The organism is Curtobacterium sp. MCBA15_013 (assembly GCF_001865095.1).
In the GTDB taxonomy this organism is placed as follows: domain Bacteria; phylum Actinomycetota; class Actinomycetes; order Actinomycetales; family Microbacteriaceae; genus Curtobacterium.
This window is the reverse complement of record NZ_MJGQ01000006.1, coordinates 157299-170645: the sequence shown is the minus strand read 5'-3', so window position 1 is coordinate 170645 and position 13347 is coordinate 157299. Positions and strand designations below refer to the sequence as shown.

Genomic DNA, 13347 nt, shown 5'->3' with positions numbered 1-13347 from the left:
GCGGGCTCGCGCGCGAAGGACCGCGGCGCCGGACGGGACACGGGTGCGTTCCGTCCGGCGCCGTGCTGCGTCCGGGAGGCGCGGGTCGCCTCAGTGCGTCGAGGAGCGCAGGGACTCGACGGCCTTGTCGATGCGGCGCTGCCGGGTCTCCGGGGACTTCGCCTGCACCACCGGGTCGGCGAGGGCCCGCTGCCGCGAGTTCGACAGCGTGTCGAAGGCCGCACGGACCCCGGCCTCCTGCAGCGCCGATGCGAGGTCCTCCGGCAGGTCGACGACGCGGGGCAGCGTGTCGACCTCGATCGTGACCTCGACGGTGTCGCCGGCCGCGACCCCGGAGGCGGCACGGTGCTCCGCCGACAGCGGGACGAGGGACTGCTCGTTCATCACGCCGATCGACGACCGGTACGTGTAGGCGCCGTTCAGGGTGACGACCACGGGTGGGCGGCGCCCCGCGCCCAGCGCGTCGACGACGTCGGACGGGACCGGCAGGCCGGTGGCCGTCTTCCGCGCCTGCAGGACGGTCGTCGTGAACTGCATCCGTGCCTCCTGGAGTGAACCGGGCTGACCCGGCCGGCCCGATGCGGGCCGACGCCGGTGCCGGCGCCTGTGCCGACAAGCGAAACCGTACAGGCGAACCCGCTGTTCCGCCGCCGTTCACCGCCGCAGCACTGGCCGGAAACCGGACGCGTCCACGATCGTCCAGGACCCGGACCCCGGTCCACCCCGACGCACCACAGCACCCGAAAGGCACACCCCGTGCAGCACAAGCGCACCCTCGCCGGCATCGCCCTGGCCGCCGCCGCCATCGTCACCCTCGCCGGCTGTTCGGCCACGAGCTCCGCCAGCACGACCAAGGACGACACCGACTGGAAGACCGCCACGAGCGCCGAGTCCGCCGGCGGCATGGACGCCCTCGTGAAGGCCGCCAAGGCGGAGGGGCAGCTCAACGTCATCGCGCTGCCGCCGTCGTGGGCCAACTACGGCAAGATCATCGACGGCTTCACCAAGAAGTACGGCATCAAGATCACCTCCGCGAACCCGAACGGCTCGAGCGCCGACGAGGTCGCCGCCGTGAAGTCGCAGAAGGGCCAGTCGACGGCACCGGACGTGCTCGACCTCGGCAACGCCGTGCTGCAGCAGAACCTCGACCTCCTGACCGACTACAAGGTCGCGAACTGGAGCGACATCCCCTCGGACCTCAAGGACGAGGGCGGCGCCTGGACCCGCGACTACACGGGCCTGATGTCCATCGGCTACGACTCGTCGAAGATCACGGACGCCCCGAAGGACCTGGACGACCTGCTCGGCTCCGAGTACAAGGGCAAGGTCTCGATCGCGGGCGACCCGACCCAGGCGAACCAGGCCGCGTCGGCGGTGTACCTCGCGGCGCTCGAGAACGGCGGCTCGGCCGACGACATCACGAAGGGCGTCGACTACTTCGGCAAGCTGAAGCAGGCGGGCAACTTCCAGAACGTGCTGCCGTCGCAGGCGACCGTCGCCTCGGGTGAGACGCCCGTCGTGATCCAGTGGTCCTACAACAACCTGGCGTGGGGCCCGGCGGCCGGCGCGAGCGGGAACAAGAACTGGAAGACCGTCGTCCCCGAGGGTCAGGCCCTCGGCTCGTACTACTCGCAGGCGATCAACAAGGACGCCCCGCACCCCGCGGCCGCGCGCCTCTGGCAGGAGTACATCGCCAGCCCGGACGTGCAGAACCTGTACCTCCAGGCCGGCGCCTTCCCGTCCACCCTCGCCGCGCTCGAGAAGTCGGGCAAGGTCGACCAGGACGCCCTCGACGCCGCCGGTGGCGCGCCGAAGGACTACGTCGAGCTGACCGACGAGCAGGTCACCGCCGCGGCGAAGGTGCTGTCGGCGAAGTGGGCCTCGACGATGGGCTCCTGAACAGCATGACCACCGCATCGGCACCGGGTGTGCCCGCCCCCGCGGCGGGCGCCACCGCATCGGCACCGGGGGTGCCCGCCACCGCTGCGGGCACGACCGCATCGGCACCGGTCGCCGGGGCGACGCTCGTCACGAGCGAGCAGCCGGCCGATGCCACCGCCCGCCGCGTCGCCGGACCCCGTGTCCGGCGCCGCGGCGGCATCGCGTGGCTCGGCCTCACCCCCTTCGCCGCCTACGTCCTGCTGTTCCTGGCCGTCCCCGCGGTGGTCGCGATCGGCAGCGGCTTCTTCACGAGCGACGGCGCGTTCACGTTCGCCAACCTCGCCGCGTTCGCCGACCCGTCGGTCCTCCGTGCCTTCGGCGGCTCGTTCGCCCTGTCGGCCGTGTCCGCCGTGATCGGTGCCGTCGTCGGGGCGATCGTGTGCTGGGCGCTCGCCGCACTCCGGCCCGACGGGCTCGTCCGGTCCGTGATCGACTCCGCCGCGAGCGTCCTCGCCCAGTTCGGCGGCGTCATGCTCGCGTTCGCGTTCATCGCCACGATCGGCGCGCAGGGCCTCGTCACGACGTGGTTGGTGTCCGTCTTCCACATCGACCTCAACGCCGAGGGCACCTTCCTCTACACGGTCCCCGGGCTCGTCATCCCCTACGTCTACTTCCAGGTGCCGCTGATGGTCCTCACGTTCATGCCCGCCCTCGAGGGCGTCAAGACCCAGTGGGGTGAAGCCGCCGCCACCCTCGGCGCCTCCCGCGCGACGTACTGGCGCCGCATCGGCCTGCCCGTGCTCGCGCCGGCGTTCTGGGGATCGCTCCTGCTCCTCTTCGCGAACGGGTTCTCGTCGTTCGCCACCGCGGCGGCCCTGATCTCCCAGGGCGGGATCGTGCCGCTCACCATCCGCACGCAGCTCACGAGCGAGACGATCATCGGACTGCAGAACGTCGCCGGTGTGCTCGCCTTCGGCATGGTCGTCGTGATGGCGGTCGTGATGGGCGCGTACTCGCTGCTGCAGCGTCGGGCTTCGAGGTGGCAGCGATGAGCGCGGCTGCCCCGGTCCGCCCATCGCGAGGGTCGCGTTCGTCGCGCCCGTCGTCCCGTCGACGGCCAGGAGGCGCGGCTCGCCCCGGCCGCTTCGGCGCGGCCCCGTCACGGGTCACCGCCGCGATCGTGCTCGTCGTGGTCGGCCTCGTGTTCGCCGTGCCGCTCGTCGCCCTCGCGCAGTTCACCTTCCGCCAGGGGACGGACGGCAGCCTGACGCTCGCGCACTACGGCGCACTCGTCGACCCGGTGAACGCCGCGACCTACCAGCCGGTGTTCGACGGACTCGGGGCATCCCTGCTCATCGCGCTCATCACCGTGGGGATCGTGCTGTTCGTCCTGCTGCCGGCCCAGATCATCACGGCCCTGCGGTACCCGCGGCTCCGTCGGGTCCTCGAGTTCGTGTGCATCGTGCCGATCACCGTCCCCGTGGTCGTCCTCGTCGTCGGGTTCATCCCCGTGTACCAGGTCGTCGCCCAGGTCTTCGGCTCGGGCGCGTGGACCCTGTCGTTCGCGATCGGCATCGTCTCGCTGCCCTTCGCGTTCCGACCGATCGCCGCGGCCATCACCGCGATGGACATGGCCGTGCTCTCCGAGGCCGCCCGGTCGCTCGGCGCGTCGTGGTGGACCGTCACGTGGCGGGTACTCCTGCCGAACCTCCGCCGCGGCATCACCGCCGCCTGCTTCCTGACCATCACGGTCGTCCTCGGCGAGTACACCCTCGCCTCGTTCCTCTCTCGCACGACGTTCCAGACGGCGCTCCTGCTCGTGCAGTCGACCGACCCCTACGTCGCCGCGATCTTCTCGCTGGGCGCACTCGTCTTCGGATTCGTGCTGCTCGTCGTCATCGGCCGGGTCGGCTCCCGCCGTCGCCGTGCCCCGAAGGAGTCCGCATGACCGTCACCGCCCCCGCCGCCCCCGCATCGCTCGCCACCGACGGCGCGACCGTCGAGCTGCACGGCGTCGAGAAGCACTACGGCGCGCACCGTGCCCTCGCCGGCCTGTCGCTCCGCATCGAACCCGGCGAGTTCGTGTCGCTGCTCGGGCCCTCGGGCTGCGGCAAGACGACCGCGCTCCGGGCGCTCGCCGGCCTCGAGGCCATCGACGCCGGCTCCATCCGCATCGACGGCGTCGACGTCGCGGGCACCCCGGTGGACAAGCGGGACATCGGCATGGTGTTCCAGCAGTACTCGCTGTTCCCGCACATGACGGTGCGGCAGAACGTCGCGTTCGGCCTGGAGATGCGCCGGGTCCCCGCCGCCGCGCGCCGCGAGCAGGTCATCGACGCGCTCGACATGGTGCACCTCGCCGATTTCGCCGACCGCTACCCGCACCAGCTCTCCGGCGGCCAGCAGCAGCGCGTCGCCCTCGCCCGGGCCCTGGTCACCCGCCCCCGCGTGCTCTTGCTCGACGAGCCGCTGTCCGCGCTCGACGCCAAGGTGCGGGTGTCCCTCCGCGACGAGATCCGCCGCATCCAGAGCGACCTCGGCATCACGACCGTGTTCGTCACCCACGACCAGGAGGAGGCGCTCGCCGTCTCGGACCGCATCGCGGTGATGAACGCCGGCGACATCGAGCAGATCGGCACGCCCGAGGAGCTCTACCGGTCCCCGTCCTCGGCGTTCACGGCGGACTTCGTCGGGCAGTCGAACCGGCTCCGCGGGGACCTGCGCGGGGGCGACGTGTTCGTCTACGGGTTCAGCGTCCCGGCCCTCGACGCCTCGGTGCCGGACGGCCCGGTGCTCGCCTACGTCCGCCCGGAGGACGTCGCCTTCGCCTCGGAGGGCGTCACCGGCACGGTCGTGGCCTCGAGCTTCCTCGGGTCGATCCGGCGCACCACGGTCCGGCTCGACGACGACACCGTCGTGACGGTGCAGCACGAGGTCGGCGACCGTCGTGCGGCCGGCGAGGCCGTCGCCGTGCGCCTGCTCGGCGCGCCCGTGGCGGTCGCCCCGCTCGCGTAGCCGCGAACTGACGGACGGGAGGCGCGGTGCGGGCCCGCGCCGCGCCTCCCGTCCCGTGGGTCAGCGTTGGAAGCGCGCGGCCGGGTCGTCGGACAGGGCCGCCTCGATCCGTGCCCGCATGGTCGCGGGCATCTCCGGCAGCGCGTCGAGCCGCGCCCAGAAGGCCTCGGTGTTCTCGCCGTCGGCGGGGAAGGGCTCCCCGGAGACGTACCGGCAGGCGAACACCAGGTCGAGGTACTGCGCCCGGTCACCGTTCGGGTACGTCATCTCCGGCAGCACCTGCACCCACGCGAGGCGCTCGGCGACGGCGACGACGTCGGCTTCCTCGAGGACCTCGCGTTCGGCGGCGACCGCGGGTTCCTCGCCGGGGTCGACGATGCCGGTGACCGGCGTGAACGCGTGGTTGTCGGCCCGGCGCACGACGAGGAGCTCACGGTCCGGGCCCTCGCCGCGCGTCACCACGGCGGTGACCCCGGTGAGCCAGAGCGGCTCGTTCCCGATCTTCGAGCGGAGGGACAGGACGAAGTCAGGCGTGGGCATGCCGCCACGCTACCGACACGGGACCCTGTCGCGGACTGGTCATGACCAGTAGGCTGTCACCGTGGAGATCATCATCCTGCCCACGCCGGCTGAGGTCGGTCGCGTCGCCGCGGCCAAGATCGCCTCCGTCGTCGCGAAGAAGCCGTCCGCCGTCATCGGTGTCGCCACCGGGTCCAGCCCGCAGGGCATCTACGCCGACCTGCAGCGTCGTGTCGACGCGGGGGAGATCTCGTTCGCCGAGGCCCGCGCGTTCGCCCTCGACGAGTACGTCGGCATCCCGCTCGAGCACCCCGAGTCGTACGCCTCGGTGATCCAGCGCGACGTCATCGAGCCGCTCGGGTTCGAGCCCTCCCGCGTCCGGGTCCCGGACGGCCGCGCGTCCGACCTCGAGTTCGCGGCGAAGGAGTACGACGCCGCGATCCGTGCCGCCGGCGGGGTCGACGTGCAGATCCTCGGTATCGGCGCGAACGGGCACATCGGGTTCAACGAGCCGACGTCGTCGTTCGCGTCCCGCACCCGCATCAAGACCCTCGCCCCGTCCACGCGCGAGGCCAACGCTCGGTTCTTCGACAGCCTCGACCAGGTCCCGACGCACTGCATGACGCAGGGGCTCGGCACCATCCTCGAGGCCCGCGAGCTCGTCCTCGTCGCCCAGGGCTCGTCGAAGGCCGACGCCGTGGCCGCCGCGGTCGAGGGGCCGCTGTCGTCGTTCGTCCCCGGGTCCGCGCTGCAGCTGCACGAGCACGCCACCGTCGTCGTCGACGAGGAAGCCGCGGCGGGCCTCAAGCTCGCCGATTACTACACGTACACGTACGCGAACAAGCCGGCCTGGCAGCTGTTCGAGTAGGGCCGCGGATCAGCCGCCTGCACGTCGTTCGAACGCGGTGTGCAGGCGGCTGAGTCCGTCGTCGAGGGTCTCCGCCGAGCACCCGAAGTTGAGTCGCGCGAACCCGACCCCCTGGCGTCCGAAGTCAGGCCCGCTGCCGAGCGCGACCTTCGCCTCGTCGACGAGCAGGGCTGCGGGGTCGTCACCCCACGGGAGCGCCCGCAGGTCGAGCCACGCCAGGTAGGACGCCTGCGGCTGCCGGTACCCGGTACCGGGCAGCACGTCACCGAGTCGCTCGGCCAGGGTGCGGCGGTTCGCGGCGAGCTCGGTCAGCAGCGACGCGAGCCAGGGTCCGCCCTCGCTGAACGCCGCCACGCTCGCGGTGTACCCGAGGATCCCGGTGCGCTCGACGACCTCGCCGGGCATGCCGTCGAACCAGGCGCGAGCACGCTCGGAGGCGCCGACCATCAGGGCGCACTTCGTCCCCGCGAGGTTCCACGCCTTGCTCGCGCTCGTCAGGGTGACCCCGAGCTCCGCTGCCTCGGGGCAGGAGTCGAGGAAGGGCGTGAACGTCGCGTCCGCGTGCACGAGCGGCGCGTGGATCTCGTCCGAGACGACCACGGCGTCCCACTCGGCTGCGAGTCGGGCGAGGGCGGCGAGGTCCTCGCGGGTGTGGACGAGTCCGAGGGGGTTGTGCGGGTTGCAGAGCAGCACCGTGCGGGCCCCGTCCGCGAACGCCCGGCCGATCCCGTCGAGGTCCATCCGCCACCCGGCCGTCGTGTCGAACGGGTCCGCGGTGCCCTCGGGTGCGAGCAGCGGGACCTCGGTCACGGAGCCACCGGCCTCGGCGACGTACTCCCAGAACGGCGGGTACACGGGCGGCATGATGACGACCTGGTCCCCGGGCTCGATGACTCGGCGGAGCGTCTCCACCGCAGCCACCGAGACGTCCGTGGTGGTCCGCACGAGGTCCGGGTCGAGGCGCCACGACCAGCGGGTCTCGGCGAAGTCGGCGAACGCCTCGGGGAGCGCCCGCCCGTGCCCGACGTACCCGGTGTCGCCGTTCGTGACCGCGGCCACGAGGGCGTCCCGCACGGGTTCGGCGAGCATGCTGTCCATCTCCGCGACGAACATCGGCAGCACGTCCGGCGGGTAGGCCGTGTACTTCTCGCTGGTGCGGGTGCGGTGCGCATCGAAGAGGGAGACCATGACGCTCATGGGGCCATCCTCGCAGCGGAGGGTGTGATCTGGACCTCAGTCGACGTCGGCGAGGGTGTACGGTCCGCTCGCGCCAGCGAAGGACACCACCTGCGCGCGGACGCCGACGTCGGCCTGCATGCGTGCTGCCGTGCGGAGTCCCAGTGCTCGGGTCCCCGCGTCACCGAACGGACCCCCGGCCCGCTCGGTCAGCGCTCGCCACCCGACGATCGCCCGCGCGGTGCCCTCGCGGAGCCCGGCGGCGCGCGCGGACAGGACCTCGGCGCGGCGGCGGCCGTTCCAGGACTCGACCTCGGTGCCGGCGCGGTGGGCGGGCGCCACCACGACGGGGTGCGCGACCGGGAAGGTGTCGATCCCGCTGCCGGCGCCGCACCAGACGTGGACACCGTCGCCGAGTTCGAGCTGCACCCTGCTCGCGAGCGTGAACGCGTCGACCCGGTGGGCGTCACGGGCGGCGGCCGAGGGCCACTCGAACGACGTCCCGCTCAGCGCGTCGAACACGTCGTTCCACGCCTCGAGGTCGTGCCGCAGGGCAGCGCTGAGGCCGAGGGCGTCCGCGCCCGCGTCGACGAGGCCGACGTCCTCGGAGGATCCGCGGTACCAGAGCGGCGAGTCCCCGACGCCGTACTCGGCCATCACGAGGACGATCGCCCGCGGTGGGCGACGTCGACCGCCCGGCGCGTGCTCGTCCCCGTGGTGCATGGCATCCATCCAAGCAGGCGCGGGCGGGGCGACCGATCGACGTGAACAGCAGGGGAGCGCTCGGTGACCGATCGCGCGTCCCCCGTCCGAGGGGTCTAGCGTCGCGGGCGTGAACCGTTCCCGCGTGCACCGTCGCCCGCTCCTCCGCCCGCTGCCGCTCGCCGCGGTGGCCACGATCGCCGCGCTGCTCGGGACGGGGATGGTCGCCGCACCGGCGGTCGCCTCGCCGTCCGGGCAGGCAGGGCAGGCCGCCCGGACCGTCTCCGACCCCGCCCGGTACGTCGACCCGTTCATCGGCACGAGCGGCGACGGCAACACCTGGCCCGGCGCGACCGCCCCGTTCGGCATGCTCCAGTGGAGCCCCACCGGCACCGCGGGCGACCAGACCTCGACCCCGGTCGCGAACGGCTACTCGTACGACGTCGACCGACTGCGGGGGTTCAGCCTGACGCACCTCAACGGTGCGGGCTGCGCGCCGGGGGCCGCCGGTGACGTGCCGATCATGCCCGTCACCACACCGGTCACGACCTCGCCGTCGTCCGACTCCACCGACGCGGTCTACGCCGCCGGCTACTCGCACGACGACGAGTCCGCGAGCCCCGGCCGCTACACGGTCCGCCTCGACAACGGCGTCCGTACCGACCTCGCCGTCACCACGCGTGCCGGCGTCGGCGAGTTCGCGTTCCCGGCCGGCGAGGACGCGAACCTGCTCTTCCGCACGTCGAACTCGATCAACGGCAGCGAGGCGGCCACCACCCGCGTCGACGCACGGACCCGCACGGTCAGCGGCAGCGTCCTGACCGGCGGCTTCTGCAGCCGCCGTGCGAACGGGGGCGGGGCCACGAACCCCGACCGCCGCAGCTACTACCGCCTGTTCTTCACGGCGACCTTCGACCGGGCGTTCACGAGCACCGGCACCTGGCAGGACGGCACGGTCCGGCCAGGAGGCACGTCCTCCTCCGGCGGGGAGGGCTACCTGACCGGCGCCGACCGTGCCGGACGCGGCTCCGGCGCGTGGGTCGGGTTCGACGCGCGTCGCGGTGCGACGGTGCACGCGAAGATCGGCATCTCGTACGTGAGCGCCGCAGGAGCCGTCGCGAACCGCGACGGCGAGGTGACCCCGCGCTCGACCGTCGCCAGCGTGGCGGCCGGCACCCGCGCCTCCTGGAACCGCGAACTGTCGCGCCTGCGCGTCGGTGGCGGCACGGCGGACCGGACCACCCAGCTGTACACGTCCGTGTACCACGCGCTCATGCAGCCGAACACGCTGAACGACCGTGACGGCCGATACCTCGGGCCGGACCAGCGGGTGCACCGGATGGACCGGGGCCACCGGGCCGTCTACGGCACGTACTCCGGGTGGGACCAGTACCGCGCGCAGATCCAGCTGCTCGCCCTGCTGCGACCGGACGTCGCCGGGGACATGGCGCAGTCGATGCTGCGGTTCGCCGAGCAGAACGGCGGGGTGTGGGACCGATGGCTCCACCTCGGTGCCCCGACGCACGTCATGACGGGCGACCCCTCGGCCGCGACCCTCGCCACCTGGTACGCCATGGGTGTGCGGAACTTCGACGTGCGGGCCGCCTACGCCTCGCTGAAGCACCAGGCGACCGTCGAGAACGCCGACGCCGAGAGCGACATCGGCTGCCCGGGCCAGTGCCTGGCGCAGCGACCGGCGCTCGACGAGTACCTGCAGCGGCACTCCGCGGCGAACGACGACTGCTCGTGCTGGGGTGGCGCTGCCGAGACCCTCGAGGACTCGATCTCCGACAGTGCGCTCGGCTACTGGGCCTCGTCGCTCGGACTGCGCTCGGACGCCCGGATGTTCGCGGAGCGCGGGACCTACTGGAAGAACACGTTCAACCCGGCCGTCGGGTACCAGGCTGCTCGCCAGGCCGACGGGTCGTGGACGCCGGACTGGTCCCCCTCGACCGGCACCGGGTTCGCGCAGGGGACGAGTGCGCAGTACACGTGGCTCGTGCCGCAGGACGTGCACGGGCTGTCGACCGCGCTGGGCGGTGACGATGTCGCTGCCGCTCGCCTGGACACCTTCTTCCACGACAGCTCCGGCGCGTTCGCGGTGACCGGTGGCGACCCCACCAAGTTCGACCCGACCAACGAGCCCGACATCCACACGCCGTGGATGTACAACGCGCTCGGCAAGCCGTGGAAGACGCAGGAGACCGTGCGTCGGGTCGTCGACGACGCCTACACGACCGGGCCGAACGGGCTGCCGGGCAACGACGACCTCGGCACGATGAGCGCCTGGTACGTCTTCGCGTCGATCGGGTTGTTCCCGCAGACGCCGGGGCGGGCGGAGATGCTCATCGGGAGCCCGACGTTCAGCACGGTCGACATCCGGCGGTCGAGCGGGGAGCGGATCGTCGTCCGGTCCTCCGGCACGGAGCCGTACGTCCGCGGTGCACGCCTGGACGGCCGGACGCTCGAGAAGTCCTGGGTGCCGGCGTCGTTCGTGACCCGCGGTGGGACGCTGTCGCTGCGGGTCGGGAGCACGGCGGACACGTCGTGGGCGAGCGGGGTGCGGGGGCGGCCGGTCGACCGGTAGGCGCCGCGGCGCGTCAGCGCAGCTCGCGCCCCGCGCCCCACACCCGCTGGACCTCGAACGACGGCGACAACGCCACGAGGTCGGCGGCGTACCCCGGCGCGAGCCGACCCAGCCGGTCGCCGAGCCCCAGCGCCGCCGCCGGCACGCTGGTCAGCGCCGCCACGGCGTCCGGCAGCGCCTGTCCCGCGAGGGTCACCGCGTTCCGCAGCGCGACGTCCTGCGTCAGGGTGGACCCCGCGATGGTGTCCGTCCCCGCCACGTGCGCGATCCCGTCCGTCACGGTCACGGCGAGGGACCCGAGCGTGTAGGAGCCGTCGGCCGCACCGGCAGCACCCATGGCGTCGGTGATGAGGGCGACGCGGCCCGGTGCCGTACGCAGCAGCATCGACGCCACGGACGGGTGCACGTGCACGCCGTCGAGGATGAGCTCGAGCGTCACGCGGTCGTCGGCCACGGCGGCCGCGATCGGCCCGGGAGCCCGGTGGTGGATGCCCGGCATGGCGTTGAACGCGTGCGTGAGCAGGGTCGCGCCGGCGTCGAACGCTGCCCGGGCCTGGTCGTACGTGCCGACGGTGTGGCCCACGGCGACGGTGACGCCCGCGGCGACGAACCGTCCGGTCGCGTCGAGGGCGCCGGCGAGTTCCGGCGCGATGGTGACCTGGCGGACGACGCCCTCGCCGGCCTCGAGCAGGTCCGCGACCGGACCGGGCACCGGGTCGATCAGGAACGACTCGTTGTGGGCGCCCTTGTTGTGCGGGGAGAGGAAGGGGCCCTCGAGGTGGACGCCGAGCACGAGCGGGTCGTCGGCCATCATCGTGCGGATGCGGTCGAGCGAGGCGGTCAGCGCGGGGACCGGGTTCGCGACGAGGGACAGGACCGAGCGGGTCGTGCCGTGGGACCGGTGGACCTCGAGGGCGGCCGCGATCGAGTCGTCCTCGTACGCGGTGCCGCCGCCGCCGTGGCCGTGCAGGTCGATGAAGCCGGGCGTCAGGACGGCATCGCCGAGGTCCACGACCTCGTGCACCGAGGTCGCCGCCGGTGCCTCGGGGCCGGAGCCGACCGCGTGGATCGTGTCACCGACGACGAGGACCCAGCCGTCCGCCGTGGAGCCGGCCGCGTCGACCACGTGGGTCGACCGGATCAGCGTGCGCCGCGCCTCCTGGCCGCCGGAGCCGCCGCCGTTCACCGGGTCTCCTTGCGGAACTGCACCACGCCCGACAGGGCCGCCACGAGGATGAAGACCAGCCCCACCACCGGGTGCCCGATCGAGATCCAGCACCCGCCGGCCGCGATCACGAGGGCGACCTCGACGATGGTCTTGCCGACGATGTCCGTCTCGATCGGCGACGCCTGCGACCGGAACAGGTACCAGACCACCGCGGCGAACACCGGCGCGCCGATCATGAACAGGATGCCGGGCATCGGGAACGGCCACGCGATGTAGCCCCAGTACGCCAACGAGACCAGGCCGAAGGCGCACACCAGGATGCGGAGCACCGTCCAGCCGTCGAGCCTCCGCGGGCGGATGGCGTGCGGGTCCGGGGTGTCGCCCCAATCGACGGGGGACTGCGGTGCTGACATGCGGTGCCTACTTGAAGATGATGGTGCGGGCACCGTCGAGGAGGACACGGTCCTCGGCGATCCAGCGCACCGCCTGGGTGAGCGTGCGGGACTCTTCGTCCTGGCCGATCGAGACCAGCTCGGCGGGGTCCTTCGTGTGGTCCACGCGGACGACGTTCTGCTCGATGATCGGGCCCTCGTCGAGATCGCTCGTCACGAAGTGCGCCGTCGCACCGATGAGCTTGACCCCGCGAGCGTGCGCCTGCCGGTAGGGGTTGGCGCCCTTGAAGCCCGGCAGGAACGAGTGGTGGATGTTCACCGCGCGACCCTCGAGCGCGGCGCACAGCTCCGGCGAGAGGATCTGCATGTACCGGGCGAGGACGACGAGCTCGATGTCGTGCTCCTCGACCGCCTGCAGCACCCGGCGCTCCATCTCCTGCTTGCTCGCGGCGTCCGTCACCGGCCGGTGCTCGAACGGCACGGAGTAGAACGACGCGAGCTCGGAGAGGTCCGCGTGGTTCGAGAGCACGAGCGGCACCTCGATCGGGAGCTGTCCGCCGCGCTGCCGGTACAGCAGGTCGTTCAGGCAGTGCCCGGCCTTCGACACGAGGACGAGGGTGCGCAGCGGCCGGCCGACGACGTCGAGCTGGACGCGGGCGTCGTAGCGCTCGGCGACGGGGGCGAGCGCGGCCTCGAACGTGGTGCGGTCGACGGGGGCCATGACCTGGAGGCGCATGAAGAACGTGTTCGTGTCGACGCTCGAGAACTGCTGCGACTCGGTGATGTTCCCGCTCGCGGCGACGACGGCTCCGGAGACGGCGTGCACGATCCCGGGCTGGTCGTCGCAGACCAGCGTGAGGGTCCAGTGCGTGGGGGTCTGCTCGCTCGGGGCGGTCGGGTCGGTCACCGGATCAGGGTACCGGGATCGGGCTGTCGGGAGGCGCGGCGCGGCCCCGCCGGTCGGGCTGCGGCCCGCCGGCGGTCGCGCGGGCGCGGCGCGCGCGGGCGGGATCGTGGGCAGAAACGGTCGGGTGCGGTG

At 72.6% G+C, this 13347-nt stretch carries 13 protein-coding genes; 6 read left to right on the top strand and 7 right to left on the bottom strand.

Translation table 11 applies throughout. The features are described 5' to 3' along the window. Positions 1-90: 90 nt before the first annotated feature. A complete protein-coding gene (locus tag BIV01_RS04960) occupies positions 91-537 on the bottom strand; it encodes a YdeI/OmpD-associated family protein (RefSeq protein WP_071302117.1) in 447 nt (148 codons plus the stop codon). Positions 538-756: 219 nt separating this feature from the next. Here BIV01_RS04960 and BIV01_RS04955 point away from each other — a divergent pair, with 219 nt between their 5' ends. The 4 genes from BIV01_RS04955 (at position 757) to BIV01_RS04940 (ending at position 4896) form a co-directional block, all read left to right on the top strand. Beyond that, positions 757-1899: an ABC transporter substrate-binding protein gene (locus BIV01_RS04955; protein WP_071302116.1), complete on the top strand. Its 1143-nt coding sequence runs from the start codon at positions 757-759 to the stop codon at positions 1897-1899. Between the two features lie 5 nt (positions 1900-1904). After that, a complete protein-coding gene (locus BIV01_RS04950; protein WP_071302142.1) occupies positions 1905-2933 on the top strand; it encodes an ABC transporter permease in 1029 nt (342 codons plus the stop codon). A 128-nt stretch (positions 2934-3061) separates the two neighbouring features. Further along, the gene (locus tag BIV01_RS04945) at positions 3062-3829 is read left to right on the top strand and encodes an ABC transporter permease (RefSeq protein WP_368073345.1); all 768 of its coding nucleotides are present in this window, start codon (positions 3062-3064) and stop codon (positions 3827-3829) included. Further along, positions 3826-4896, top strand: coding sequence for an ABC transporter ATP-binding protein (locus tag BIV01_RS04940; RefSeq protein ID WP_071302115.1), 1071 nt, complete (start codon positions 3826-3828; stop codon positions 4894-4896). The genes BIV01_RS04945 and BIV01_RS04940 overlap by 4 nt, the downstream gene beginning before the upstream one ends. Positions 4897-4956: 60 nt before the next feature. Here BIV01_RS04940 and BIV01_RS04935 read toward each other — a convergent pair whose 3' ends face one another. After that, complete coding sequence (locus BIV01_RS04935; protein WP_071302114.1) at positions 4957-5436, bottom strand: NUDIX hydrolase; 480 nt, start codon at positions 5434-5436, stop codon at positions 4957-4959. 61 nt (positions 5437-5497) lie between these two features. Between BIV01_RS04935 and nagB the strand changes: the two genes are divergently transcribed. Then, the gene (nagB, locus tag BIV01_RS04930; protein WP_071302113.1) at positions 5498-6283 is read left to right on the top strand and encodes a glucosamine-6-phosphate deaminase; all 786 of its coding nucleotides are present in this window, start codon (positions 5498-5500) and stop codon (positions 6281-6283) included. A 9-nt stretch (positions 6284-6292) separates the two neighbouring features. Here the strand turns inward: nagB and BIV01_RS04925 are convergent, their stop codons facing one another. Both BIV01_RS04925 and BIV01_RS04920 read right to left on the bottom strand, forming a co-directional pair. Continuing rightward, the gene (locus tag BIV01_RS04925; RefSeq protein WP_071302112.1) at positions 6293-7480 is read right to left on the bottom strand and encodes a MalY/PatB family protein; all 1188 of its coding nucleotides are present in this window, start codon (positions 7478-7480) and stop codon (positions 6293-6295) included. 36 nt (positions 7481-7516) lie between these two features. Then, complete coding sequence (locus BIV01_RS04920; protein WP_071302111.1) at positions 7517-8182, bottom strand: hypothetical protein; 666 nt, start codon at positions 8180-8182, stop codon at positions 7517-7519. 109 nt (positions 8183-8291) lie between these two features. Here BIV01_RS04920 and BIV01_RS04915 point away from each other — a divergent pair, with 109 nt between their 5' ends. Continuing rightward, positions 8292-10748: a GH92 family glycosyl hydrolase gene (locus tag BIV01_RS04915; protein ID WP_254791780.1), complete on the top strand. Its 2457-nt coding sequence runs from the start codon at positions 8292-8294 to the stop codon at positions 10746-10748. 13 nt (positions 10749-10761) lie between these two features. Here BIV01_RS04915 and nagA read toward each other — a convergent pair whose 3' ends face one another. From nagA to purU, 3 genes are read right to left on the bottom strand one after another with little or no spacing between them, the layout of a single operon-like run. Next, on the bottom strand, positions 10762-11934 hold the full coding sequence (gene nagA, locus BIV01_RS04910; RefSeq protein WP_083413765.1) for an N-acetylglucosamine-6-phosphate deacetylase: 1173 nt from the start codon (positions 11932-11934) through the stop codon (positions 10762-10764). After that, positions 11931-12329 carry a YrdB family protein gene (locus BIV01_RS04905; protein ID WP_083295174.1) on the bottom strand — a complete coding sequence of 133 codons (399 nt, stop codon included), beginning with the start codon at positions 12327-12329 and terminating at the stop codon, positions 11931-11933. Before BIV01_RS04905 ends, nagA begins: the two co-directional genes overlap by 4 nt. Positions 12330-12336: 7 nt before the next feature. Next, positions 12337-13215, bottom strand: coding sequence for a formyltetrahydrofolate deformylase (gene purU, locus BIV01_RS04900; protein ID WP_071302110.1), 879 nt, complete (start codon positions 13213-13215; stop codon positions 12337-12339). Between the last annotated feature and the right edge of the window lie 132 nt (positions 13216-13347).

Bases quoted from the DNA above. Each gene is read 5' to 3' on its own strand.
- BIV01_RS04905 (WP_083295174.1), bottom strand. From the start codon at position 12,329: ATGTCAGCACCGCAGTCCCCCGTCGATTGGGGCGACACCCCGGACCCG.
- BIV01_RS04935 (WP_071302114.1), bottom strand. From the start codon at position 5,436: ATGCCCACGCCTGACTTCGTCCTGTCCCTCCGCTCGAAGATCGGGAAC.
- BIV01_RS04940 (WP_071302115.1), top strand. From the start codon at position 3,826: ATGACCGTCACCGCCCCCGCCGCCCCCGCATCGCTCGCCACCGACGGC.
- BIV01_RS04925 (WP_071302112.1), bottom strand. From the start codon at position 7,480: ATGAGCGTCATGGTCTCCCTCTTCGATGCGCACCGCACCCGCACCAGC.
- BIV01_RS04950 (WP_071302142.1), top strand. From the start codon at position 1,905: ATGACCACCGCATCGGCACCGGGTGTGCCCGCCCCCGCGGCGGGCGCC.
- BIV01_RS04960 (WP_071302117.1), bottom strand. From the start codon at position 537: ATGCAGTTCACGACGACCGTCCTGCAGGCGCGGAAGACGGCCACCGGC.
- BIV01_RS04920 (WP_071302111.1), bottom strand. From the start codon at position 8,182: ATGCACCACGGGGACGAGCACGCGCCGGGCGGTCGACGTCGCCCACCG.